Annotated in this window: 25 protein-coding genes; 14 read left to right on the top strand and 11 right to left on the bottom strand. The window is 37.9% G+C overall.

Annotated features, from left to right (window positions below; all coding sequences use genetic code 11):
- Window positions 1-49 precede the first annotated feature (49 nt).
- From IO90_RS13300 to dnaA, 8 genes are all read right to left on the bottom strand, one after another.
- The gene (locus IO90_RS13300) at window positions 50-664 is read right to left on the bottom strand and encodes a DUF1684 domain-containing protein (protein WP_034967439.1); all 615 of its coding nucleotides are present in this window, start codon (window positions 662-664) and stop codon (window positions 50-52) included.
- Between the two features lie 137 nt (window positions 665-801).
- Window positions 802-1953, bottom strand: a complete 1152-nt coding sequence (locus IO90_RS13295) for an AI-2E family transporter (protein WP_034967436.1) — start codon at window positions 1951-1953, stop codon at window positions 802-804.
- A 144-nt stretch (window positions 1954-2097) separates the two neighbouring features.
- A complete protein-coding gene (locus tag IO90_RS13290; protein WP_034967432.1) occupies window positions 2098-2796 on the bottom strand; it encodes an SAM-dependent methyltransferase in 699 nt (232 codons plus the stop codon).
- A 71-nt stretch (window positions 2797-2867) separates the two neighbouring features.
- Window positions 2868-3164 (bottom strand): hypothetical protein, encoded by a 297-nt coding sequence (locus tag IO90_RS13285; protein ID WP_131450882.1) that lies wholly within the window; start codon window positions 3162-3164, stop codon window positions 2868-2870.
- 20 nt (window positions 3165-3184) lie between these two features.
- Complete coding sequence (locus IO90_RS18790; RefSeq protein ID WP_081871820.1) at window positions 3185-3352, bottom strand: DUF4304 domain-containing protein; 168 nt, start codon at window positions 3350-3352, stop codon at window positions 3185-3187.
- 29 nt (window positions 3353-3381) lie between these two features.
- Window positions 3382-4659: a dicarboxylate/amino acid:cation symporter gene (locus IO90_RS13280; RefSeq protein ID WP_034967428.1), complete on the bottom strand. Its 1278-nt coding sequence runs from the start codon at window positions 4657-4659 to the stop codon at window positions 3382-3384.
- Window positions 4660-4698: 39 nt separating this feature from the next.
- Window positions 4699-5139, bottom strand: coding sequence for a low molecular weight protein-tyrosine-phosphatase (locus IO90_RS13275; RefSeq protein WP_034967425.1), 441 nt, complete (start codon window positions 5137-5139; stop codon window positions 4699-4701).
- Window positions 5140-5325: 186 nt separating this feature from the next.
- Window positions 5326-6780 (bottom strand): chromosomal replication initiator protein DnaA, encoded by a 1455-nt coding sequence (dnaA, locus tag IO90_RS13270; RefSeq protein ID WP_034967421.1) that lies wholly within the window; start codon window positions 6778-6780, stop codon window positions 5326-5328.
- A 135-nt stretch (window positions 6781-6915) separates the two neighbouring features.
- Here dnaA and IO90_RS13265 point away from each other — a divergent pair, with 135 nt between their 5' ends.
- The 14 genes from IO90_RS13265 to IO90_RS13200 all read left to right on the top strand — a co-directional run bounded on the left by IO90_RS13265 (window position 6916) and on the right by IO90_RS13200 (window position 22480).
- Window positions 6916-7332 (top strand): acyl-CoA thioesterase, encoded by a 417-nt coding sequence (locus IO90_RS13265; protein WP_034967418.1) that lies wholly within the window; start codon window positions 6916-6918, stop codon window positions 7330-7332.
- A gap of 16 nt (window positions 7333-7348) precedes the next feature.
- Window positions 7349-8353, top strand: coding sequence for a bestrophin family protein (locus tag IO90_RS13260; RefSeq protein ID WP_034967415.1), 1005 nt, complete (start codon window positions 7349-7351; stop codon window positions 8351-8353).
- A 68-nt stretch (window positions 8354-8421) separates the two neighbouring features.
- The gene (locus tag IO90_RS13255) at window positions 8422-8940 is read left to right on the top strand and encodes a hypothetical protein (protein ID WP_034967411.1); all 519 of its coding nucleotides are present in this window, start codon (window positions 8422-8424) and stop codon (window positions 8938-8940) included.
- A 7-nt stretch (window positions 8941-8947) separates the two neighbouring features.
- Window positions 8948-10708, top strand: coding sequence for a discoidin domain-containing protein (locus tag IO90_RS13250; RefSeq protein WP_034967408.1), 1761 nt, complete (start codon window positions 8948-8950; stop codon window positions 10706-10708).
- 10 nt (window positions 10709-10718) lie between these two features.
- Window positions 10719-12221 (top strand): M61 family metallopeptidase, encoded by a 1503-nt coding sequence (locus IO90_RS13245; protein ID WP_051878677.1) that lies wholly within the window; start codon window positions 10719-10721, stop codon window positions 12219-12221.
- A 239-nt stretch (window positions 12222-12460) separates the two neighbouring features.
- Window positions 12461-13585 (top strand): alpha/beta hydrolase, encoded by a 1125-nt coding sequence (locus IO90_RS13240; RefSeq protein ID WP_034967406.1) that lies wholly within the window; start codon window positions 12461-12463, stop codon window positions 13583-13585.
- Between the two features lie 74 nt (window positions 13586-13659).
- Window positions 13660-15066 carry a M17 family metallopeptidase gene (locus tag IO90_RS13235; RefSeq protein WP_051878675.1) on the top strand — a complete coding sequence of 469 codons (1407 nt, stop codon included), beginning with the start codon at window positions 13660-13662 and terminating at the stop codon, window positions 15064-15066.
- 114 nt (window positions 15067-15180) lie between these two features.
- The gene (locus tag IO90_RS13230) at window positions 15181-16386 is read left to right on the top strand and encodes an acetyl-CoA carboxylase biotin carboxylase subunit family protein (protein WP_034969174.1); all 1206 of its coding nucleotides are present in this window, start codon (window positions 15181-15183) and stop codon (window positions 16384-16386) included.
- 88 nt (window positions 16387-16474) lie between these two features.
- The gene (locus tag IO90_RS13225) at window positions 16475-17188 is read left to right on the top strand and encodes an alpha/beta fold hydrolase (RefSeq protein ID WP_034967402.1); all 714 of its coding nucleotides are present in this window, start codon (window positions 16475-16477) and stop codon (window positions 17186-17188) included.
- 92 nt (window positions 17189-17280) lie between these two features.
- Complete coding sequence (locus tag IO90_RS13220; protein ID WP_034967399.1) at window positions 17281-18231, top strand: RimK family alpha-L-glutamate ligase; 951 nt, start codon at window positions 17281-17283, stop codon at window positions 18229-18231.
- A gap of 99 nt (window positions 18232-18330) precedes the next feature.
- Window positions 18331-19434 carry a carboxylate-amine ligase gene (locus IO90_RS13215; protein ID WP_034967396.1) on the top strand — a complete coding sequence of 368 codons (1104 nt, stop codon included), beginning with the start codon at window positions 18331-18333 and terminating at the stop codon, window positions 19432-19434.
- Between the two features lie 94 nt (window positions 19435-19528).
- The gene (locus tag IO90_RS13210) at window positions 19529-20365 is read left to right on the top strand and encodes a type 1 glutamine amidotransferase (RefSeq protein ID WP_034967393.1); all 837 of its coding nucleotides are present in this window, start codon (window positions 19529-19531) and stop codon (window positions 20363-20365) included.
- Window positions 20366-20509: 144 nt separating this feature from the next.
- A complete protein-coding gene (locus tag IO90_RS13205; RefSeq protein WP_034967390.1) occupies window positions 20510-21691 on the top strand; it encodes a hypothetical protein in 1182 nt (393 codons plus the stop codon).
- A gap of 84 nt (window positions 21692-21775) precedes the next feature.
- Window positions 21776-22480: a DUF421 domain-containing protein gene (locus IO90_RS13200; protein ID WP_034967387.1), complete on the top strand. Its 705-nt coding sequence runs from the start codon at window positions 21776-21778 to the stop codon at window positions 22478-22480.
- On the opposite strand, the gene IO90_RS13195 is transcribed toward IO90_RS13200, so the two are convergent.
- The 3 genes from IO90_RS13195 to IO90_RS13185 form a co-directional block, all read right to left on the bottom strand.
- The gene (locus IO90_RS13195) at window positions 22477-23130 is read right to left on the bottom strand and encodes an HAD family hydrolase (protein ID WP_034969169.1); all 654 of its coding nucleotides are present in this window, start codon (window positions 23128-23130) and stop codon (window positions 22477-22479) included. The two genes, IO90_RS13200 and IO90_RS13195, sit on opposite strands and share 4 nt — an antisense overlap.
- A gap of 152 nt (window positions 23131-23282) precedes the next feature.
- The gene (locus IO90_RS13190; protein ID WP_034967383.1) at window positions 23283-24299 is read right to left on the bottom strand and encodes a WD40/YVTN/BNR-like repeat-containing protein; all 1017 of its coding nucleotides are present in this window, start codon (window positions 24297-24299) and stop codon (window positions 23283-23285) included.
- A 401-nt stretch (window positions 24300-24700) separates the two neighbouring features.
- Window positions 24701-26344 carry an APC family permease gene (locus tag IO90_RS13185; RefSeq protein WP_051878673.1) on the bottom strand — a complete coding sequence of 548 codons (1644 nt, stop codon included), beginning with the start codon at window positions 26342-26344 and terminating at the stop codon, window positions 24701-24703.
- Window positions 26345-26573: the final 229 nt, after the last annotated feature.

Raw genomic sequence — 26573 nt, 5'->3', positions numbered from 1 at the left:
TTCCAAGGTTCGTGCTAATGCGCTGTTAAGGAACGTTAAAGTTCAAATTCTAATGATGATAAACATCCTCGTACATCACACCAGCCTCTATTCTCACAGCTAATTTGTTCTTCTCCGGAACAATTGGACAGTTGTAATCAAACGCGTTGTAAGCACAAAACGGCTGATAGGATTGGTTGAAATCCAAAACAATTTCATCACCTTTCGGAATTCTCAGATCCATATATTTTCCGCCTCCGTAGGTTTCTTTTCCATTCGTTTCATCGCGGAAAGGCAGGAAAAGATGATCCTTATATTTCTCCATTTCGATGAGTCTCAAGTTTTGATAGATGGTCAGCGCGTACTTTTTCCCATCAATTTCGAACTCCGCCGTCCCATATTCCCTATATTTTTGAAAACGGCCAGAAGAAGTCGGCAACTCAAACGGAACGGGATTTTCCGTCTTGGTCAATTTTGCTTTCACCCGATATTTTAGATTGACCGGAAAGAACGGATGCTTTTTGAAATTCGTCAAATTGTCCCCTCGCAATGGCGATTCTTTTGGGTTGAGATATTCTGCGTTCAGCTCATTTTGGAACTTTTCTACAGCTTTCAGATTTTCCTTTTTCGTCTGCGCATTCCAAAATACAGAAAGCAACAACATTAGAAGACTTAATTTTTTCATAGTTAATTTTTAATTATTGGGGCAACTTATCCGCCTTCCACTCCCGCTATTTTTGCCATCGCTTTTCCAGCCACAAAAAATGAGCTGCGTTCAAGTCGGGTTGCGGGATTTCTATTTCTTTTTAAAATTTTTCCAAATCATTTCCCGATCTCGTCTTCAGGCTTAGAAATGATTTCCACATTCGTCACCTTGGTTTTCTTTACCAGAAAATATTTGTCAAACGTCTCTTTGAAGAGCGGAACATCATCATCCTCACCCATCAGGAATCCCCAGGATTGCAGACCTTCTACTCTATCAAAAATGATTTTCAGAATCGCCAAGATCGGAATCGTGAGAAGCATTCCAGCAATGCCCCAAAGCATCTCGCCAATCACCAAACCGATGATCACGATTAAAGAATTGATCTTCACTTTGGAACCGACAACTCTCGGCATTATGATATTACCGTCGATGGCGTGGATCACGACAATGGCAATCACAATAAACAACACGTGACTGATTCCTGCGGTTGCAAACGTAATCAATGCGCCAATCAGCAAGGCGATAAGAATTCCGATGTAAGGTAAAATGTTCAAAATTCCTGTAAGAATGGCGAGCATAAAGTTATATTTTACCCCGATAATCGTGTACGCAATCAATGATAAGATCGTGACGATCAACATTTGGAGAAACAATCCCACCAAATATTTCTTCACCATAAACTGAATATTATCGATGATCTCAAACACCGTTTTGTGATACGTTTCAGAAAAACTGGCGACCAAAAATTTGAGCAAATGTGTCCTGTACAAAAGGAAAAACAGCGTAAATAAAAACGTAAAACCCGTCAACATCAAAACATAACCAATGGATTTCAAGGCTCTTTCCAGAATCGCAGTTCCGGTGCTGATCGACTTTTTCGCCGTATCATTCAGATATAACAATTGATCTTTTCTCCGCACACCAAAAGTTCTGGAAATCCAACCTTGAAGATCATCTATCAAATCCACAAACTGCTTTTGAAATGATGGCCAATCATTCGCCAACTTCGCTACCTGGAGCGACAACACGTAGATCACGCCACCAATAATTGCCAACGCCAAAAGACTTGCCAGAATCGAAGAAAGACTTCGCGGAAACCGCAATCGCTTCTCCATAAATCGGCTGAGAGGCATCAACAAAATCGAGATCAACAATCCCAAAACCATCGGAATCAAAATCTGTTCGCCAATGATTGCAAGAAATCCCAAGATCACAATGCTGATCAATATGCAGGAAAGTTTTACATAAAAAGGATAGGTTTGATTCATAGTTTTGATTTATAATTATTGAATTTACAAAATATTCCACCACATAGGCACAATAGTTTTAGATAGACTTTAAGTTCAAATAGTTCATAATCAATCCTATTTAATCTTTTCCATTAAAATTCAATGTGGCTTTGTGGTTTATAATCATTTCCCAATCAGAAAAACTGTGGGAATCTTATGCAATTCCGGTTTGTTTTTTTTCCAATCGTTGATGGTTCTTGTTTTGATGAATTCATTCTCCGGATCATTGATATTGGAGGCGATGCAGAGTTTTGTATTTGGATTTAGGAACTTCGTCAAATCTTCGAAAAATGGGTTATTTCGGTAAGGCGTTTCCATAAAGATCTGCGTGAATCCCGTTTTCTCCACCAAACTTTCCAACTGTTGAATTTCCTTTTTCTTCTTATCTTTCTCGATCGCCAAATAACCGTTGAATGAAAATTGCTGTCCATTAAAACCACTTGCAATCAAAGCCAAAACGAAAGAACTTGGTCCGTTGACAGGAATGACTTTCACATTATTTTTATGCGACCAACCAACGATGATATTTCCCGGATCACCAATGCAAGGCAAACCCGCTTCTGACAACAATCCGAAATCTACGCCTTCTTTCATCAGTTTTTGCGCTTCTTTCAAATCGGCTGTTTCGGAATATTTGTCGAGGAGGAATAATTTCAATTCTGGTTGTTTCTTTTCCTGTGCAAAAAACTTGATGACTTTTCTGGCCGTTTTTTCATTTTCCACAAAATAATGATCGACATTCATAATGATGTCTTTGATCGTTGGCGCGAAATAGTCGATTGGAGAATTTTCTGAAAGGTAAGCTGGTAGAAGGTAAAGCATTTTTTTGTATTATTGTAAAATGTTTAAGTAAAAATAATTTGTTGTTCCTATCAAATAGCAGAAATTTTATTTCAAATTAATTTATTGATTTCAATTTGTTTCTCAAGTTGATTTCCCCAGAATTCAAATTGTTTATAGAAATCAATCAATTCTTTTATATTGCTTGGCTCTTCGAATTTGGGCAATACATAATTAGAAAAATCATTAAAAAATGAAATAACAAAATCATCTAAATGAGTTTCAGATTCAATTTCATATCCTAGATTGCTTCCAAACTTTCTATTTTTACTATCTGGTAAAAAAGCTCCATCACCCAAATGAGTGACACAATCAAAATGAGTGACTTTCTTTAAAGTTGTATCCTTCAAAGTTGCTTTTAATGCGATACCTAAATTAAATCTGAAGTATTCCAAGAAAAATTCTGAAGATTAATCACATTATAAAAATCACCACGATCTTTCCACCAAGTTTGGTTTGAATTTTTATAATCTCTATTTTTCAAAAAAGGTTTCAAATATAATTTTATAAATTCAGTCTGTTTTTCTTTAGCATTCATTTTTAATAATTATCCTAACAATCACAAATTTAGTTCAAAACTTCTTTTAATCGTTCTTTGTCCAAACGATTTTCCCAATTGGAAACGACAACGGTAGCAACGGCATTTCCAATGACATTAGTCAATGCGCGACATTCGGACATAAATTTGTCGATGCCGAGAATCAAGGTCATTCCAGCAATCGGAACCTCGGGAACCACCGCCAAAGTCGCCGCCAATGTGATAAATCCGGCGCCAGAAACGCCCGCCGCACCTTTTGAACTCAACATTGCGACTAAAAGCAAACCGAGCTGATGCTCCAAACTCAGATCGATGTTGCAAGCCTGGGCGATGAAAAGCGCCGCCAAGGTCATATAAATGTTGGTTCCATCGAGGTTGAAGGAATAGCCAGTCGGAACCACCAGACCGACAACGCCTTTTTCGCAACCAGCATTTTCGAGTTTTTTCATCAATCCGGGAAGTGCTGGTTCTGATGAACTTGTGCCGAGAACCAAGAGGATTTCGTCTTTTAGATATCTTAGAAATTTGAAAATATTGAAGCCGTTGTACCAAGCGACACTTCCTAAAACTAAAATTACGAACAATGCGGAAGTAGCATAGAATGTGCCGACGAGCATTGCCAGATTTTTCAAAGACTCCAGTCCATATTTGCCAATCGTGAAAGCCATTGCTCCGAAAGCACCAATGGGAGCGAGTTTCATCAGAATTTCAACTATTTTGAAAATCGGAATCGTCAAGCTTTGAAGGAAATCATAAACGGGATAACTTTTCTCGGAAGTGATCGCCAATGCGACGCCGAATAAAATCGCGACCAACAAAACCTGCAAAATATTATCGCCCGTCAAAGGACTGAACAATGTTTCTGGAATGATGTTGAAGACGAAATTCACCATCGAGTTGTCGTGCGCGGCTTTGACATATTTCTCGATTTCTGCGCTGTTCAAAGTACTTGGATTGATATTGAGCCCTTTTCCTGGTTGAACGACATTACTGACAATCAAACCGATGATCAACGCTAAAGTTGAAAAAGTAAAAAAATAGATGAAAGCTTTTCCTGCAACTCGTCCGACTTTTTTAAGGTCGCTCATTCCCGCAATGCCTGTTGAAACTGTGAGGAAGATCACGGGCGCGATGATCATTTTCACCAATTTGATGAAGCCGTCGCCCAAAGGTTTCATTTTTTCGCCTAAGTCGGGATAAAAATAGCCGAGCGAAACCCCGAAAATAATTGCAATCAAAACCTGAATATACAGATGCTGATAGAATCTTTTGGGCTTCAGCGGTTTTTGTTCAATGTCAAAATTCATAAGAAAATGTTGTCTTACAAATTTAGAATTGTTTGCGAGTTATATGCTATTGTTCTTGATTTTTTCGGCAATTATTTCGCAAGATTCGTCGAGCATTTTGTAAACTTTATCAAAACCGTCGATTCCACCGAAATATGGGTCTGGAACTTCGAGTTCATCATCCAAGATCAATCTGACTTTGTGCTTCTGAGAATCGTCGGCGAGCTTTAGAACGTCTTTGTAATTGTTTTTGTCCATACAAAATATCAAATCGAATTTGTCAAAATCTGATTTGGTAATGGGTCTGGATTTTTGGGTGGAAATATCGATTCCGTTTTTGGTTGCGGTTCTGATGGAGCGTTCGTCTGGCTGGCTTCCTTCGTGATAGTTGATGGTTCCAGCGCTATCCACAAAATAATCCTCGCCTAATTTATGTTTCAAAATTCCTTCTGCCAAAGGACTTCTGCAAATGTTTCCGAGACAAACCATTAAAATCTTCATTGTAAAAATATTTTGAAAGAGTCAAATTTAATTTAAATTTTTAATATTGAGAAAACACTTCGATTCCGCTCAGTGTGACAACTAACTAAGTATTTTAAAAAAAAATGTCAGGCTGAACGGAGTCGAACCCTTTAACAGCATAGAAAAATAAAAAAGGATTTAAAAAAATTTAAATCCTTGTATTTGTTATTGAGCAATTTTATCTTTCAAATCCTTGATATATTTCTTTAATTCTTTATCGATTTTGGAAACGTCACGAATCGTGTCACAAGCATACATCACGGTTGAATGGTCTTTACCTCCCATTTCCTCACCGATTTTTGTGAACGTTGCGTTGGTATATTCTTTTGCGAAATACATTGCCAATTGTCTTGGAAGTGCAATCTCTCTTTTTCTTGTTTTAGATAATAACTGCTCTCTCTGAATCCCGAAATAGTCGCAAACAATCTCTTGGATGTAAGGAATATTGATGGTTTTCTTCTGAGTTGTCGCTAACTTATTGATGGTATCTTTTAATAGGTCAAGGCTGAAATCAGATTTATAAACTGTAGAGTAAGCGATCACGGCATTTACAACGCCGATCAGTTCTCTAACGCCGTTTGTCTTGACTTCCGATGCTAGATAATCCAGCATATCATCAGTCAATTCGATTCCATCGCGACTTAATTTATCAACGATGATCTTTCTTCTCGTATCGAAATTTGGTGATTTGATCTCTGCAGAAAGTCCCCATTTGAAACGGGAAATAATTCTTTCCTGCGTATCAAGAATATCAGCAGGCGCTTTATCAGAGGTCAAGATGATCTGTTTTCCATTCTGATGCAAATAATCAAAAATGTGGAAGAAACTATCTTGTGTCGCCGCTTTACCAGACAAGAACTGGATATCATCGATGATCAAAACATCGATCATCTGATAATAATGCTGAAAATCTGTTTTGTTCTGAGACTTCGCCGCCTTCACAAAATCCTGAATGAATTTTTCTGAAGATTGATACAAAACCACTTTTTCTGGGAAAGAAGCTTTCACCTCAAGTCCAATAGCCTGAGCCAAATGCGTTTTTCCAACACCATACCCACCATAGACAAACAATGGATTGAAAGCCGTAGAACCTGGTCTTTTTGCAATCGATCTCGCAACTGTAGAAGCAAATTTGTTACTTTCTCCCTCGATGAAATTATCAAAAGATTGGTCTGCTTTCAAATTAGAATCAATCGTAATTTTTTTGATTCCAGGAACAGCAAATGCATTAACGTTATTATCTTTTAGAACCGGTCTAGCTTCTTGAATCTTAGGCTGTTGTGTAGAAATCCCTTTTACGTTCATTGTAATTGGTTTTTCTTTCCCAGATGGTTTGTTTTCCATCACAGAATACCACAATTTCACTCCTTTACCGATATTTTTCTTAAGCGCAGCAGACAGTAAAGACAAGTAATTGTCCTCGATATATTCTTTGTAAAAATCACTAGGAACAAGCAACGTGAGATTATTGTTCACCAAAGAAATTGGCTGAACTTTATCAAATAACAAGTCGAAAGAATTTTCTAACTTTTTGAGGTCTGTGTTGTCCTCCGCTGCGTTTAGATTGTCTCTCATAAATTGGAGACACCTATCCCAGATCAATACTAAATTTTCATTCATTTTTCTGCTGCTATTTCCGGTGGGATTTTAGTTTTTTAAGAAGACAACAAATATCTAATTATTAATTTTCATAAAAAAATTTTTTCTCTATTGATTATTAAAAAATATATTTGTATGAATTATTAATGACTCCAAATGATACAAACAACTACCTCAATACGAGTTCGTTACGGCGAAACCGACCCTATGAAATATGTCTATTATGGCAACTATGCAGAATATTTTGAAGTCGCACGAGTCGAACTTTTCCGCACGCTGGGAATGTCCTATGACGAAATCGAAAAACGTGGGATTTTTCTTCCTGTTTCAGAATATAAAATTAAGTATTTGAAACCAGCACTTTATGACCAACTTTTGGAAATCAGGACTTATGTTCGGAAAATTCCAGGAATCAGAATTGAGTTTGACTATGAAATCTATAATGAAGATAATGCAAAAATTACGGAAGCTTCCACCACACTCTTTTTTCTGGACTCGGAGACAAACAAAATCGTAAAATGTCCGGATTATCTTACGGAACTGATCAAGAAACACTGGGTTGAAACTATTTAAAATAAAAAAAACATAAATGAACGCATCACACCGCTACAAAGTTTCACATTTCATTTTGTGGACCAGAGAAAAAATCATCAAAATGCTTATCATCAGCACTATTCCAACCTTGTTATTTTACTTTTTGGGATGGAAATGGCTGGCAATTCCGTGGGTTCCGATTGCACTTTTGGGAACGGCAACCGCTTTTATTTCCGGATTCAGGAATACACAGACCTATGGCAGACTTTGGGAAGCAAGGCAGATCTACGGCTCCATCATCAACAACAGTCGGAGTTTTGGAATCATGGTGAAGGATTTCATCAGACAAAATAATTCTGATGAGGAAAAACGCTTGCACAAAGAATTGTTCTATCGTCATTTTGCTTGGTTGACCGCTTTGAGGTTTCAATTACGGGAAGTGAAAGCTTGGGAAAATGTGAAAACGCGACCTTACAACAGACGTTATCTTCAATATTATAAAGTTCCGGAATGGGAATCTGAACTTGGCGAAGAATTGAAAAATTACATTGATCAAAACGAAATTAATTTCCTCCTCGAAAAGAAAAACCGGGCAACACAACTCATTACCTTGCAATCCGAAGCCTTGAGGAAACTGCATGAGTCAGGTTTCGTTAATGATTTTAATTACACGGCTTTGGAAAATCAGTTAAGGGATTTTTATGACCAACAAGGCAAGTGTGAAAGAATCAAGAACTTTCCTTATCCAAGACAGTTTTCCACGATCAATACTTATTTCACCAATCTTTTCTGCATCCTCCTACCTTTGGGTTTTCTGAATGAATTTGCAAAATTGGAAAGCAATTACATTTGGCTGACGATTCCCTTCAGCATGTTGTTGGGTTGGGTCTTTTTGGTTTTGGAACAGATCGGCGAAAGTTGTGAAAACCCTTTTGAAGGCGGTGCGAACGATGTCCCGATTTCCCAGATCAGCCGAATGATAGAGATCGATATGCGTGATATGTTGAATGAGAAAGACCTGCCACAAGCAATCCAACCTACAAACGGATTATTGTTGTAAAAGAATTCGCTGATTTTAAGAATCAAGTTTCAGCATTTTTATATAACTTACAATAAATCTTTTCATTAATGAAATCTATCCTCTATTTCCTAGTTGCAATCTGCTTGGTTTCCTGTATCAGAAGTGATATGGACCTCAAAACTTTGCAAAGTCTCATCAGCAAAAACAGCTTTACCAATAAGCTAAATGTAAACGACGAGATGAAATTCTACCGACCAGACGGCGTTCAGGATATTGAGTTCGAAGATTTCTTGAGTGATAATGAGGTCGTCGCAATCGACCAAGGTGATTTCAATCAAGATGGCGAGGAAGATTACATAGCCAATGTCGTTAACAATTTTAACAGAAGCTCTGTTGCACCGCCAGAATTCTTCCCGATTGTGATTACGCTGAAAAACGGAAAATACTTCATCTACAAATTAGACAAGTTCTACGACGCAAAATCTGCAGGTAAAAAACTGACGATAGACGATAAGGATTACGTTCTTTTTTTCCACAGAGAGCCAGAGGAAAATATGAAAATCAAGCAGGATACTTTCAGATTCGTCAATAATATTTTGGAACAATACAGTAAAATTCAAGAATAAAATTCAAATGAAATTACAAACAATTTTTACGTTGTTGATCTTACTTTTCATCGGTCAGATTTCGGCGCAACAAAAAACCTATTGCAATCCCATCAACATCGATTATGGCTACACGCCTTTCGAGGTTTTTTCCAAACAAGGGAAACACCGCGCAACGGCCGACCCGGTGATTGTCAATTTTCAGAAAAAACTTTTCTTATTTTCCACGAATCAAGAAGGCTATTGGCATTCTGATGATATGCTGAATTGGAAATTCGTCCACAGAAAATTCCTTCGCGATAACAAATACACCCACGATTTGAACGCTCCCGCAGTTTGGGCGATGAAAGATACATTGTACGTTTTCGGTTCCACTTGGGAACAGGATTTCCCGATTTGGAAAAGCACCAATCCAACCAAAGACGACTGGAAAATCGCTGTCGATACTTTGAAGGTTGGCGCTTGGGACCCGGCTTTTCATTATGATGAGGACAAAAACAAATTGTATCTGTATTGGGGTTCCAGCAACGAATGGCCACTTCTAGGCACCGAAATCAAAACCAAAACAATGCAATCCGAAGGTTTCGTAAAACCGATTTTAAGATTGAAACCGGAAGACCACGGCTGGGAAAGATTTGGCGAATATAATGACAATGTTTTCCTTCAACCCTTTGTGGAAGGTGCTTGGATGACGAAGTACAAAGACAAATATTATATGCAATACGGTGCGCCAGCCACAGAATTCAGTGGTTATTCTGACGGCGTTTACGTTTCTAAAAACCCATTGGAAGGTTTTGAATATCAGCAACATAATCCATTCTCCTACAAACCAGGTGGTTTTGCGAGAGGCGCTGGCCACGGCGCAACTTTCGAAGATAATTTTGGGAATTGGTGGCACGTTTCCACGATTTTCATCTCAACAAAAAATAATTTTGAAAGACGTTTGGGAATCTGGCCAACCGGCTTCGACAAGGATGACGTGATGTACACCAACACGGCTTACGGCGATTATCCAACTTTGCTTCCGCAATATGCGCAAGGCAAAGATTTCACCAAAGGATTGTTCCCAGGTTGGATGCTGTTGAATTACAATAAACCCGTTCAGGTTTCCTCAACTTTGGGCGGTTATCAGGCAAATCTTGCGGTGGATGAAGATATTAAAACTTACTGGTCTGCAAAAACTGGAAATTCCGGGGAATGGTTTCAAACGGATTTGGGCGAAGTTTCCACCATTAATGCAATCCAGGTGAATTATGCTGACCAAGATGCGGAGTTTATGGGAAAAACGCTTGGCAAAATGCACCAATACAAAATCTACGGTTCCAATGACGGAAAAAAATGGACAGTGATTGTCGATAAATCCAAAAACCAAACCGACGTTCCACACGATTACATTGAACTTGAAAAACCGGCAAAAGCAAGATTCCTGAAAATGGAAAACCTGAAAATGCCGACAGGAAAATTTGCATTGAGCGGATTCCGAGTTTTTGGTAAAGGTGCCGGTGCAAAACCTGCGAAAGTTCAAAACTTCGTTCCATTGCGCGCCGACCCTAAAAAATATGGCGAGAGAAGAAGCATCTGGTTCAAATGGCAACAGAATTCTGACGCTGACGGCTACGTCATCTATTGGGGAAAATCGCCGGACAAATTGTACGGAAGCATTATGGTTTACGGTAAAAACGAATACTTTTTCACTGGAGCAGACAGAACAGATTCCTATTATTTCCAAATCGAAGCTTTCAATGCCAACGGAATCTCTGAGAGAACAGAGGTTGTAAAATCGGAATAAATTTTAAATAATGACAAATAAAATCTTTAAACTTTTCTTAGTTATCATTTTTTCAATTTCTAACTCAATTTATGCTCAAAAGGACAGCATAAGAATAGATGTTAATCTTGACAGTTTTGCCGATCATCTCTATAAAATCAAAATTAAAATTCCCAATATAAAAAGCGAAAACATCTTAGATATCAAAATACCAGAGTGGACACCTGGCTATTATCAATTATTAAATTTCTCAGAAAATGTCCAAAACCTGAAGGTCACAAACAATAAAAATGAAGTTCTGGGTTTTGTGAAAACTAATGCCAATACTTGGAGAATAGCCACAAACCAATCAGAAAAAATCACCATAGATTATCAAATTTCGGCCAAGGATGAGTTTATTGCCAAAGCATATCTTGGCGAAAAAAAGGCATTCATAAGACCTACAGCCGTTTTTATGTTTCCGGAAAAATTTCTAGAAAGGCCAATCTCTCTAACAATTGAAAACAGTAAATGGAAAAAAATTGCTACAGGTCTTGATAAAAAGGGCAAGAATTACATCGCAAAAGATTTCAATCAATTATATGATTCTCCAATCCTAGTCGGCGATTTGGAAGAGCTACCTAGTTTTGAGGTCAAAGGAAAAAAGCACTTTTTTAAAGGCATTGAACTTGGAGATTTTGATAGAAAAAAACTAATGGATGACCTGCAAAAAATGATTATTGAGACCACCAATATTTTCAACGACATTCCTTACGAGCATTACACGTTTATATCGATTGGAAAAGGAAATGGAGGTATTGAACAAACCAATTCCACTGCCTTGACCTTCAATGGAAACTCTCTGAATGTAGAAAAAAGCCGACAAAAAATATTAAATTTCTTGACACACGAATATTTCCATCACTTCAATATCAAAAGAATAAGACCAATAGAAATCGGACCTTTCAATTATTCAGACAAAAATAAAACAAAGACACTTTGGGTAGGGGAAGGACTTTCTGTGTACTACGAAGCCATCGTTCTAAATCGTGCAGGTATAAAATCCAAAGAAGTGATGCTGGAAGAATGGAGTCAAATGATCAACAGTTTTGAGAACAATCCAGCGAAAGAAAAGCAGACCTTGGCAGATTCAAGCTATTATACTTGGGAAGACGGTCCGTTCGGAAAGAAAGGAGAAACCATTTCTTTTTATGAAAAAGGTCCGCTTATAGGAATCCTTTTAGACCTGCAAATACGAATATCTTCAGAAAACAAATATTCTCTGGATAATGTGATGAAGGATCTATACTCTATCTATAAAAATGAGAACAGAGGATATCTGGAAGAAGAACTAAATGCGATTATAAAAAAATACGCTGGAGATGCTACAGAGGAAATCTTATCTTATGTTTATACTTTACAACCAATCGATTACCTAAAATACTTTAACAACGCAGGTTTAGACTTACAAAACCAAAACGGAAAGTATCAAGTTTCCATTAAAAAGACTCTCACAAAAACTCAACAAAAAGTAACTAAAGACCTTTTCAGATAAGCAAAGGAGCATTATTATTTTTACAAATTAAAAGCCTAACAATCTATTTTTGTTAGGCTTTTCTTTTTTTTCATTAATAATATTTAAGATTATTAAATTTTCATTAATTCAACAATTTACCGTATTAAGTTAAAATTAAATAATGAACTTGTTTTTTATAAGAAAAATAGACAACACTTGCGTGATTATAGAAATAATTTTATAAATTTATAACTCATTAAAGAGAATTAAAAATAAGAATGGAGTTTTTTCTGAAGTCAGAAGACAATGATGACCGAGCGATTTTCATTACCGGAAATTTTAACAAGTGGAATCCGCGCGATTCCAAATTTGAATTGGAAAAATTGGATGACAGCAATTATTATATCCAGATTCCCGATGAACAACTGAGTGATGAGATTGAATTTAAGTTTACAAAAGGCGGTTGGGAAAATGTAGAAATCGACAAATATGACAGCATTACGCCTAATAGAAAAGCAAGAAAAGAGGACAAAAAAGTCCAGGTCAATATAGAAAAATGGCGACTGAATTGGGGACCTTTCAAGAAGGAATTTTTCCCGACAGTGGAATTGGTGGATGAGGCGTTTTACATTCCTCAGCTCGATAAAACAAGGAAAGTTTGGGCGCTTTTGCCTTACGATTATCACAAATCTGAGAAAACTTATCCTGTGCTTTACCTTCAGGATGCGCAGAATTTGTTTAATGAAGGCTCGGCTTACGGCAATTGGGAAATTGATAAAAAGTTGGCGCTTCTGGCAGAATATGGACGAGGCGAACTCATCGTCATTGCCGTAGAGCACGGGAACGACGACAGAATTAAGGAATATATTTTTGACAATGACGCCGTCACAAAAGATGCGGAAGGAAAAAAATATCTGAGGTTCATTACCGACACGTTGAAACCTTGGATTGACAAAAATTACAGAACCAAAAAGGACCGTGAAAATACGGGAATCGGCGGAAGTTCTTTGGGTGGTTTGATTAGTATTTATGGTGGATTTCTCTATCCGGAAGTCTATTCTAAACTGTTAATTTTTTCACCGTCGCTTTGGGTAGAACCGGAGAATGATTTTCCGATGATTAGTTTCAGTAATCCTTATAAAATCAAGGTTTATCTGTACGGCGGAAGACAGGAAGGCTCCAGAATGGTAGGAAGAATCAGGCTTTTCGAGAAATCTTTGAAACGGCTGAATGCTCAGAAATTGTTTGATTTTGAAGTGAAAACCAATATCAACGAACAAGGAACGCATCAGGAATTCTATTGGTCGCAGGAATTTCCAAGAGCTGTAGAATGGCTGTTCATCGACAGTTTGGAAAGTCCGGTGAAGGCAAAAGATGAATTGGAAAATGACATCAAAAACTAAACCCCAACGAGTCCCATCGGGACGACCAATATTTCAACATAGGAATTTATTCCTATGAAAACAGTGAAGAAATTATGATTAAAATCTACAATAAAAAAGAAACAACCACACAAAATATATTCCTGTTCAGCGAAGACGATTGGGAGCAGGAAAAATCGAATTATCCGAATACGGAACATTTCTTCAACGGAAAAAAAAGCGAGGTTTTCATTAAAACAGATTCTAATGAAATCAATTTTTTCATTGGAATCGGGAAGGATTCAAAAGGTTTTGAAATCCAGGCTGTAGCGAAAAAATTTGCGAACGATTATAAAAAAAATCTACAAGTAGTCCCGACTTCAGTCCATTCAAAATTAGGATTTGATTTGACTGAAGAATTTGTAAAAGGTCTGTTCTTGGGAACTTACCTCTACCCTTTCGAAAAATCGCATCCATTTTGGCAGGAGAATTTTGAACTTTATTTTGAAAATATTTCCGAAGACGAAGCCAACAATTTGGCCATAAAAACCGAAGCACTTTGCAACGGAGAATTTGCCGGAATGGAGTGGCTGAACAAACCTGCGAACCACAAAAAGGTGGACCAAATCTCAAAATTTCTGAAATCAACCTCAGAAAAATATGGCTTGAATTACAAATCATTGAACCGAGAAGAATCCATCAAAGAAGGTTTGGGTGCTTTTGTCGCGGTCAATCAGGGAAGTTCGCAGGAAGCCTCTTTCACGATTTTGGAATATAAATCAGAAAAAGAGAACGCCAAAACCATCGGTTTGGTTGGAAAATGCGTCTTGTTCGACACGGGCGGAATTTCCATCAAAGGTTCTGCCAATCTGCATTATATGAAAAGCGATATGGGCGGAGCAAGTGCTGTGATTGGCGCTTTGATTACAGCTTCGGAACTAAAACTTCCCGTGAATATCATTGCAATTCTGCCGATTACGGACAATGCAGTTTCGGAAAAAGCGTATTTGCCAAGTGACGTGATTACGGCTTACAACGGAAAAACAATTGAAGTCTTGGACACCGATGCGGAAGGCAGAATGACACTTGCAGACGGACTTTCATATTTGTCAAAAAATTATGAAACCGATGTTCTGATTGATTTGGCAACCTTGACAGGAAGTTCTGTTCGAATGTTTGGTTACACCTGTGGCGCCTACTTTTCCAACAATGACGATTTGAAAAAATCATTGGAAAAGTCCGCAGATAAAACCAATCAGAGGATTTGGAATTTACCACTTTGGGATGTCTGGAAAGACGATTTCACTTCGGATGTTGCAGATTTTAAGAACATTTCGATGAAGCCTTTTGGGGATTGCATTGTTGCTGCAAAATTTTTGGAGCAATTTATAGAAGGCCATCAGAATTGGGCGCATCTCGATATTGCTGGCGTCGCTTTTGGAAATGTTGGTTATGCGAAAGATAAGGCAGCGACAGGTTATGGCGTACAGTTGCTTTTGGATTTTATTGAGAATTATAATTAGCAAAATGCAATTAGCTTATTGCGTTTTGCTTTTAACTAAATTAAAAACTAATCACAAATAAGAATATCAGACTTCGGACATCCGACTTCTGACTTCCGACAAAAATAAATGAATATGGAAAAAACAATTGTCTGCATCTCCTGTTATTACAAAGGTTACGACTTTATGGACGAGTGCAAAAAGCTTGGAAACAAAGTCATTCTCATCACGTCAGAAAACCTGAAAGAAAAAAACTGGCCTTGGCACGCGATAGACGAGGTTTATTATATGCCGGAAATCGAAGCTTCGGTTTGGAATCTGGACCATCTGGTGCAAGGTTTCGCATATTTGATGAAAAATCATCAGATAGATGCGGTGATTGCTTTGGATGATTTTGATGTGGAAAAAGCAGCGATGATTCGTGAAACCTATCGTATTCCAGGAATGGGGCAAACGACGCACCGTTATTTCCGAGACAAGCTGGCAATGCGCCAACAGGCAAAGGACAACGGGATTTCCGTACCCGAATTTTCATCGATTTTCAATGATGCAAAATTGCATAAGTTCATGCAGGATGTCCCCGGACCTTGGGTTTTGAAACCACGCTCCGAAGCTTCTGCCAGTGGCATTATCAAAATAAATTCTGCCGAAGAACTTTGGCCAGCGGTAGAAAATCTGGGCGACGAGCGTTTCAAATTTTTGCTGGAAGCGTTCAAACCTGGCGATGTCTACCACGTGGATTGTTTGGTTTACAACAAGGAAATCGTGTTTTCCTGCTTCTCAAAATACCTTTCTCCACCGATGAAAGTGTCACACGAAGGTGGTGTTTTCCGAACCAAAACTTTGGATAAAAAATCTGAAGAAGCGATTGGTTTAGAAAAAATAAACAAAGAGGTTTTGGATAAATTCGGGATTCAAAATGGGGCAACACACAGCGAATATATCCGAGGAATTGATGGTCAATACTACTTCCTGGAAACTTCATCCAGAGTTGGCGGCGCGCACATTCCCGATATGGTGGAAGCGGCAACTGGTGTCAACATTTGGAGAGAATGGGCAAAATTGGAAAATGCATTATTGGACGGCGAAAAATATACGGTTGAGGAAACTCAGAAATTATATTCCGGATTGATTGTTTCGCTTGCCAAAGAAAAACATTCTGATACAAGCGATCTTCAAAACGAAGATGTCGAAAAATTCTTACCAATCGATTATCACATCGGAATCGTTTACAAGGCAACAACCGAAGAGAAAGTTCAGGAAAGATTGGATGAAGCTGCAACTATTGTTACGGAAAGAATCTTAAATATTTTGCCACCAAAAGACAAACCAACGAATTAAAATTTCATTTAAGGCTTCGAGAACCTTAGCCTGACAGCAGTTTTAATTAATCATTCATCAATTATCATTCATCATTTATAAATAAGATATGCCTCAAATTACACATACAGATTATTACTCACACATCCTTGGGAAGAGCATCAAGGTAGAAATCACGGGACATTTTGGGCTTCCTGTCATTATGTTTCCCACTTCGCAGGGTTCCTATACGCAGAATGCAGATTTTCATTTGAATGGGAGCATTTCCTGGTTTACAGACAATGGAAAACTAAAACTTTTCAATCTCGAAACCATCGATTCTTTAAGTTTTTATAATAAAAATATTTCGGCTAACGACAGAATCAGAAACTATGAATTGTACGTTCAGTTCTTGGTTCAGGAGTTCATTCCGTATATTCAGAAAACGCATAATACGCATCGTGTGATTGTTGCCGGTGCAAGTTTCGGCGGTTATCATGCGGCGAATTTCGCTTTCAGATATCCGGATTTGGTATCGCATCTTTTCTGCTTATCAGGTGCTTTTTCAATTCGAAATTTTATGGATGGCATTCAGGATGAATTGGTTTATTTCAATTGTCCGGATGAATTTGTTAAAAATGATGAAGCGTGGAAATACAAACACATGCACATCGTCCTCAGCACTTCTGACCGTGATATTTGCTTGGAACCTACTAGAAGAATGGCAGGAATTCTTACCTCAAAAGGCATCAACCATTGGTATGACGAGCAGAAATGGATAGACCACGATTGGGTGCTTTGGCGAATGGTCTTCCCGAAATTCATTGGAAGATTTTTCGGATAAGTCTAAACTTAATTCAAATTTAAAATAATAACAAATCAAAATAACTTCAGACTTTCAACCTTGGATTTTCTGACAATCAAAAAACAAAAATTATGGCAAAAAAAATTGGAATTTTATTCGGAATGGAAGACACATTTCCGTGGGCTTTTATTGATAAAGTAAATGAACTTGGCAAAGGCGAGTTCATCGCAGAACCTGTTCAAATCGACAAATTGGAACAAGGCGCAGATTATGGCTACGCTGTGATTATCGACAGAATTTCGCAAGACGTTCCGTTCTACAGAGCTTATCTGAAAAATGCGGCAGTGAGCGGAACTTACGTCATCAACAATCCATTTTGGTGGAGCGCAGATGAGAAATTCTTCAACAATGCCTTGATGCTAAAAATCGGAATTCCATTGCCTAAAACAGTGTTGCTTCCTTCTTATGAAAGACCGACTAACACTTCGGAAACTTCATTCAGAAATTTGAAATTCCCACACGATTGGGAATATATTTTCGATTACGTTGGATTCCCGGCTTATATGAAACCACACGATGGTGGTGGCTGGAGAAATGTTTACCGAGTGGAAAGTCCGGAAGATATGTGGGCAAAACACGCCGAGACAGAGCAATTGGTGATGATGGTGCAGGAAGAAATCATCTTCGAAGATTACTATCGTGTTTATTGCTTGGGGAGAAAATATGTTCACATCATGCCTTACGAGCCGAGAAATCCACACCATTTGAGATATGCAACCACGCATCAAACCGAAGGTGCAGCCAGAGAAAAATTGCTTAAAACCATCACAGATTACACTTTGAAAATGAATGAAGCTTTAGGCTACGATTTCAACACCGTGGAATTTGCTGTGAGAGACGGCATTCCTTACGCGATTGACTTCTGTAACCCAGCGCCTGATGCGGACAAAAATTCTGTGGGAGAAGAGAACTTTGCGTGGATTGTGGAACATTCTGCAAAATTGGCGATTGAAAAAGCAAAAGATTACAAACCAGGAAAAGTGAATATCAACTGGGGAAAATTTGTGACCAATAAACTTTAAAAAAAATTTCAAACCTTCAAGGTTTTTGAAACCTTGAAGGTTTAATAAAAATAACTTCATCTAACGACTAACTAACTTTAACCAACAAACACAAATAATATGCACAGATTTACGATAGGTGTAGAAGAAGAATATCAAATTATAGACGCCGAAACGCGGGATTTGGTTTCGCACGTTTCAAAAATCATAGAAGGCGGAAAAGCGGTTCTCAGCGAAAACCTAAAACACGAGATGCACGAATCCGTCGTTGAAATGGAAACCGGAATCTGCGAAAATATCCAGCAAGCACGACAGGAACTCACCGACCTCAGAAGACATCTTGTAAAAACTGCTCACGACCAAGGCTTGCGCGTTTCTGGTGGCGGAACTCACCCATTTTCGCACTGGAAGGATAACGTCATCACAAAAGATGCGCGTTATGACAAAATCGTGAGTGATATGGGCGATGTTGCGAGGTCCAACTTGATTTTTGGATTGCACGTTCACATTGGAATTCCAGACCGTGAAGAAGGCATTAGAATTCAAAACGTGATGCGTTATTTTCTGCCGCACGTTTACGCTTTGTCCACCAATTCGCCGTTCTGGGTGGGACGGTTGACGGGATTCAAATCCTACAGACAGGAAGTTTTCGCTAAATTTCCAAGAACAGGTTTGCCAAGTTACTTCGGAAGCGTTGCAGAATTTGATGCTTATGTAAATCTGATGGTAAAAACCGGAACGATTGACAATGCTAAGAAAATCTGGTGGGATTTGAGAGTGCATCCTTTCTACCCGACTATCGAATTCAGGATTTGTGATATGCCAATGACTATCGACGAAACCGTTTGTCTTGCCGCAATTATGCAATCTCTGGTAGCAAAAATCTACAAAATGCACCAGCAAAATACGAGTTACAGAAGTTACAGAAGACTATTATTGACAGAAAATAAATGGCGCGCCTCAAAAGACGGAATCGATGCACATTTGATTGATTTTGGGAAAGAAGCGAGCGTTCCTTACCGTGACCTTTTGGAAGAATTATTGGCTTTCATCGATGATGTTGTTGACGATTTAGGTTGTAGAAAAGAAGTAGAATATGCTAGAGAAATTTGCAAAATGGGAACTGGCGCAGATCGACAATTGAAAGTCTTCAACGAAAGTGGTGGCGATCTTAAAAAAGTTGTGGATTATATGATCTATGAAACTGAAAAAGGATTGATTTAATTATAAATGATGAATGATTAATGATTTTGGTATCATTAATCATTCAAAACTCCCTCAAATTTAAAATTCTTAATTTTGTAGAAAATTTATGAATATGAGTAAAAATGATGTAAGAATTGCGCTTTTGGATATGAATAACAACCATCCGAATCAAGGGATGCGCAATATTAAAGAATTATCTCAAGCTTTTCAGGAGCAATCTGATGATAATGTTTCAGTAGAGATCTTCGACGTTCGTTACAAAAACGAGATGCCAAATATTAATGATTTTGATATATTTTTATCTTCCGGAGGACCCGGAAATCCGCACCGTGAAGGCTACGAATGGGAAAACAAATACGCTGATTTCTTAGACCAAATCTGGAATCACAACAAGAAAAGTGAACATAAAAAATATGCATTTCTAATTTGTCATTCTTTCCAATTGGCAGTGATTCATTTTGGAATTGCGAATGTTTGCAAGAGAAAATCCTATTCCTTCGGCGTGATGCCCATCCACAAATCTGAGGATGGTGAGAAAGAAGTCTTGTTCAAAAATCTGCCAGACCCTTTCTACGCTGTAGATTCCAGAGGTTATCAATGTATCGAACCCAATCAGGAAAAAATAGATGAACTAGGAATGAAAGTCGTGGCTTTGGAAAAATACCGTCCAACTGTTCATCTTGAAAGAGCATTGATGGCCGTTCGTTTTTCTGATGAGATCTTCGGAACTCAATTTCATCCAGAGGCTGATCCGACAGGATTTATTAAAAATCTGGAGGATGAGAAAAACAAAACAGCAATGATTGAAACCTTCGGAATGGAAAAATATCTTGAAACCATTGACAGAATGAATGATGATGACAAGATTGTTCTGACACAAGCGCAGATCGTTCCAAGATTCTTGAAATTTGCATCCGAGCACATCGCTAAAAATTTAGCTTATAGTTAGATTTTAACGCAAAGTCGCAAATATTTTTTTTAAATAATAGTGAAGAAAGTCGCGAAGCAAAGCGCTGAAAATTTGCGACTTTCTACATTATACTAAATAAGATTTTTCCGCCTTTGCGATAATTTAAAAATATACTTAAAAACTATGGTCTCAAAATACAGAACTCAATTCAACAAAGAATTTTCTCAGGAAAAATATCAGAAAACAAATGAGCTAATCATAGAGAAATGCGGTCAGGAAGCCGCGTTTCGTCTTTCTGAAAGTCCGATTTTCCTCACTAATGATTTTTGGAACAAGCTGGACGACGCTTCACAATCGATTATTACGCAGATCAAAAATATGTCTGATGAAGAATTGAGCAAAGCGATTCCCGCCAATTGCAAGGTTCCGAATGACACCAAGAAACCACATTTCTTGGCGATTGATTTTGGGATCTGTCAGGATGAAAATGGCGAGATCATTCCGCAATTGATAGAGTTGCAGGCTTTCCCAAGTTTGTTCGGTTTTCAAAGGTTGTTTGAGGAAGTGATCACAGAAGTTTATCCTTTTCTTACTGATTTGAAGAAGTCGCTTTCACAGGATGAGTTTGTAGAAAAACTGAAAGCTGTGATTGTTGGAGATGAAAATCCAGAGAATGTGATCTTGCTGGAAATTTATCCCGAGAAACAAAAGACTGCGGTTGATTTTGTATTGACAGAGCAATTGTTGGGAATCAAAACGGTTTGTCTGACGAAAGTTAAAAAAGAAGGCAAAAAGTTATTCTACGAAAAAGATGGAGAATTAATTCCGATCAATCGTATTTACAATCGAGTAATCTTTGATGAATTGGATAAGATCGAAGGATTGGAAACAGAATTTGATTTCCGTGAAGATGTGGATGTGGAATGGATCACACATCCGAATTGGTTCTTCAAAGTTTCAAAACATATTCTTCCAAAGTTGAAACATGCGTTTGTTCCGAAGAGTTATTTCTTGTCTGATTTTCCAAATAATGAAACGCTAGAAAATTTTGTATTGAAACCATTGTTTTCTTTCGCAGGAAGCGGTGTCAATCTGAATCCTACTCAGGAAATCATTGATCAAATTGATGATAAAGAAAATTACATTCTTCAAAGAAAAGTGATTTATGCCCCACTTTTCGAAGACATCAACGGCGAATTTTCCAAAGCAGAGATCCGTTTGCTTTTTGGTTGGGATCCGAAAAAAGAAAATCCAGAGTTATTGGTAAATCTTGTAAGAATGACAAAAGCAGCGATGGTGAATGTGGATTTCAATAAGAAAGATGCAATTTGGATTGGGAGTTCTATGGCGTTTTTTGGGAATTAATCAAATAGTTTTTATTATCAAATTATAAGAAAACTATCAATTTCCCTCTGGCGTATTTTTTGACATAGCTTCTCAAAAAAAACTATGTTCCTCACCAGCGATTCATTCGACCTAAAACAAATTCTACTCGGCTCCGAAGAATGGAGTTTCCTTTTGGAGACCATTTTGAGAACAAGTATTATGTTCTTCATCATCATTTTCGGGCTTCGGCTTCTTGGGAAACGAGGCGTGAAACAACTATCTGTTTTTGAGCTGGTTGTAATTATCGGATTAGGTTCAGCTGCGGGAGATCCGATGTTTTACAAAGATGTCGGAATTATGCCTGCGTTGGTGGTTTTCACAATGATCATCAGTCTTTACAGCATTATCACTTACATTATCAGCAAAAGTAAAAAGTTTGAAAAATTGGTTGAAGGAAAACCAATCTGTTTGATTGATCAAGGTGTGTTCTGTATTGAGGATTTCAAAAAAGAAGCGCTTGGCGAAGACGAATTCTTCTCTGAATTGAGACTGAAAGGTGTTTCCCATCTTGGCCAAATCGAAAAAGCAATTGAGGAAATTTCGGGTGAGATCAGCGTATTTTATTATGAGGACAAGGACATCAAATACGGTTTGCCGATAATGCCCAATTCTCTAGACAAAGCGGTAAAATCATTTTACCGAACAGCGCATTATTCCTGCACTTTTTGTGGTCATACTCAAGAATTTGAGATGCATGAAAAGAGCCAATGCAAAGTTTGCGGAAAAGATGAATGGGTGGAATCTTCTAACAAAAAAAGAATTCCCTAAAGAACTTTCAGTTTTTCTACTTCCAACTCATCAAAATGATGGATAACCAAATCTGCCAAGTCGTAGTTTTGATTTTTGCTGTTTTCGCTTTTGTAACCTACGCAAAATATTTCGGCGCCATTGGCCGCCAATATTCCGTTTGTACTATCTTCTATCACTATGCAATTGGATTTTTCGTTTCCGGAAAGCCTCTGCGCTTCGATGAAAATCGCGGGGTTTGGTTTAGATTCTGGGAAATCTTCCCCACTCACGAGATGTGAAAAAAACGGAAATAAATTGAATCTTTTGAAAACTCTGTCAATTGTCGTTTTTGCAGCAGAAGATGCCAAGATCAATTGAAAATTTTGAGAATGTAGATTATTAATCAAAGTTTCTACGCCGTCCAATAATTTGAGTGCTGGATCTGTATCAAATAGACCATAGAAAATGGTTCTTTTTCTTTGAATTAATTCTTCTGTAATGGTATCGATGCCGAAAATATCTTTGATCATTTGATAGACATTTCGGGTAGATTTGCCTGTGAATTTTGAGAATAATTCTGCGTCAACCTCGATGTTCAATTCTGCGAAATGTTGGTAGTAAGCTTTTTTGTGCAGCGGTTCTGTATCTACAATCACGCCGTCCATATCAAAAATAACCGTGTTCTTCATCTTCAAATTTCTCTTTTCAATTTCATTGATTCGATGCAAAAATAGGGATTCTGATTTTAATGCTCAATTTAAACGCAAAGTCCGCAAAGGTTTCTTTTAGATTATTGAAAATATTTTCAGGGTTCGCAAAGACGTAAAACTTAGAAAAGAAATTAATTATCTGAGAACTTTAATCTTAGAATTTTATCTTTTCCTGATAAAATCAAAGTATTTTTGTCAGCCCATTCGCAGGCATAGAGATTTTTTTCATCGGAGATTTTTTTCCAAGTTTTGCCGTAGTCGGAAGAGAAACTGATGTGTTGGTCGCCAACTGCAACAATTTCTTTTCCTTTGGTTTTCGGACGAAATTTGACACAGGTCATATAGCCGGCATTTTGTCCGCTCGCTTGGATCTGCCAGGTTCGTCCGCCGTCATTTGTAGTTGCGATGTTGTTGATATCATCGGCTTGCTTGGTATAATCTCCACCCACTGCAATTCCAAAACCTTTCTTCCCAAAAAAATCTATGGAATAAATGCCTTGTGATGTTGTTCCTTGTACAAATGGAGTGTCAAATACTTCCCAATACATAGGATAATTCCAATTAAATCTAAAAATTCTAGCTTTGGTTCCGCCAGTTGCAATCCAAACTACATTATTATTAATAGCAATATTTGTATTACTTGCTGCAAAATGCGCTTCTCCTTTATCATACTTTGGATAATTTAAAAGCTCATAATTTTTATTATTATTAAAATTGAAATATCTTGGAAATCCATCTCCATCTGGGTCACTAATAGCAATTCCTAAATTCTTGGACTGAATAACAAATGAATCATAAAAAGCTGTTTTTGCATTATCTGTATGAAATATTTTTGATTTTAAAGTTTTTTTATCAATTTTAAAGAAATATGCTGGGCTCTCAATATTAATCGTATAAAAATCAGTTTCATCTTGGGCTAAGGTGCGGAATTGCAATTTTTTATCTGACAACACAATTTGCTTCTTATCAGCCTTATCATCAATATTCACATAACCAAACTTGGAATCTGTCCCTGCGTACCAAACTTTCCCATCCCAAAGTTGAATGGCTCGGATGCTGATCTTATCTGTCAACAATGTATCGATTTTGAATTTCTGAGAATAACAGAATGTTGAAATCAACAGGAGAAGTAAACTTAGTTTTTTCATTTTATAAATTTAAAGAAAGTTTGGAAAAGATCTTGGATTTTGTTGAAGGCTTAGAGAGCCTCAGCATGACAATTTAATTTTATAATGTGCTTCAATTTGCTCAGCAGGTGAATGTAATCGTGTAGTGTGCTTCGAGAGCCTCAGTATGACATTGTGAATATGGTTCATTTTTTGCAAAATTTGGTTTGGAAAAGGAATCCCATAGCCCCGATAGTAGCGGTTACCCCACAGCTAGCGATGGGAAAGGCTTTGGCGCGAGGAGTAATAGCGGATAGCGGGAATTGCTTCTAAAAAAATAAAAAATTAGCAATCGACGAAGTCAAACAGCTCCAAATAAAAGACTGGGAAAACCTGTACGATAAACTTCAAAAAAAATTCCGCACGAGGCGGAATTTAAATGATTAATCTTTGTTATCGATGTTTATGTCGATGTCTTCCAAAGGTTCTTGTTCCGCTTTGAAAGTCTCTCCAAATCCACCATTCTGCAATTTTGAATTTTTCTTGCTGTAAAGGAAATAGATGAGGAAACCTAATGCCAACCAGATCAATGAATATTTTTGTGCTTCTGGGCTAAGGTTGAAAATCAAGTAAACGTTGATCAAAATCCCTAGAGTCGCGATGACGGGCAACGCTGGAACTCTGAAGTTTCTTTGTAGGTTCGGTTCTTTTTTTCTTAGGATCCAAACGGCCACACATACCATTGTGAAGGCAAACAAGGTTCCGAAACTTGTCATATGCGCCAAATCGTTGATCGGCGTAAATGCTGCTACAACCGCGATGACAGCTCCTAAAATGTAAAGGTTTTTTCTAGGAACGCCAGATTCTGCATCTACTTTTGCAAAAGTCTGAGGAATCAAACCGTCTTTTGACATTCCCAAGAAAATTCTGGATTGTCCCATAATCATTACCATCAATACAGAAATCAAACCTACAGTTGCTGCAATCGTGATGATGTAACCTGCCCAAGCTTGTCCTGCAATATCAAAGGCGTAAGCTACGGGAGCCTTGATCGCGTCTGGATATTTACCCAACGGATTGAAATCTGTGTAATGCATCATTCCGGTCAAGACCAATGATACCAAAATGTATAAAATTGTACAAACCACCAATGAAGTGATGATCGCGAAAGGCACATCTTTCTTCGGATTGATGGCCTCACCAGCTTGTGTCGAAACTGCATCGAAACCTACGTAAGCAAAGAAAATCGCGGCGGCTCCTGCAATGATCCCGCTATAACCATAGGCTGGCTCGGATTTTCCGTTCTCAATTATAGTTGTAGCTTCTGGAATAAAAGGTGTCCAGTTTTCTACATTGATGAAAAATACACCTGCAATGATCACGAAGATGATGGCAGATACTTTTAGGATCACGATAGCGTTGTTCGCTTTTGCTGCGCCTTTTGTTCCTCTTACCAAGATTGAAATCACGAATAATACGATAACCAATGCAGGAAGATTCAGGAACAATTTGATATTGAAAAGTTCTGGCGCCGCGTTGAAGTTTGCGATAGTTTCTTGGAAAGTCTGTAATTTGTCCAATGGCAAACCGCCAGCTGCGATTTGCGAAGTCGCTTCACCAAAGGCTTTTTTAGCAGTTCCAGGATCTGTTGTCATCCAATATGGCAAATGCAACCCGAACATCTTGAGCAATTTTCCGAAATATCCGGACCACGAAACGGCGACCGTCATTGAACCCATCGCATATTCCAGAATCAGTCCCCAACCGATGATCCAGGCGAAAATCTCTCCTACTGTTCCATAAGCGTAAGCGTAAGCTGAACCTTCAACTGGTAATATCGATGCAAATTCTGCGTAGCAAAGCGCTGCAAAAACGCAGGCAATCCCAGCTACGACGAATGAAAGTGCCAAAGCAGGACCTGCATTGTAATATGCCCCTGTACCTGTCAAAACAAAAATGCCACCTCCAATGATAGCACCAATTCCAATAGCCGTTAAACTCCATTTTCCCAATACGCGTTTTAGCTGACTTTTTTTGATGTCTGCTTCATACGCTTCCATTGGCTTCTTAATCCAAATGTTTGCCATAATCTAATTTTTTATCCCCAAAAAATGAGGGGCTTTTCTTCTGTTTGTTTATTTTGAATTACGAAAATATTAAAAAAATATCAACCTTAACATTTTTTAACTAATTTATTTTGAATTACGTTGAATGGAATGATGAGTTATCTAAAACATTCCGTCCCAGAAAACATCATTCTGTCCCAAAAATTATTTTAAAATAAACTCTTTTTCTAAATTTGAGACCTGATAAAGT

Origin of the sequence: Chryseobacterium sp. FH1 (assembly GCF_000735135.1) — a bacterium.
GTDB lineage: Bacteria > Bacteroidota > Bacteroidia > Flavobacteriales > Weeksellaceae > Epilithonimonas.
Note: the sequence above shows the minus strand (reverse complement) of the source record. Positions and strands in the feature narration are given on the sequence as shown.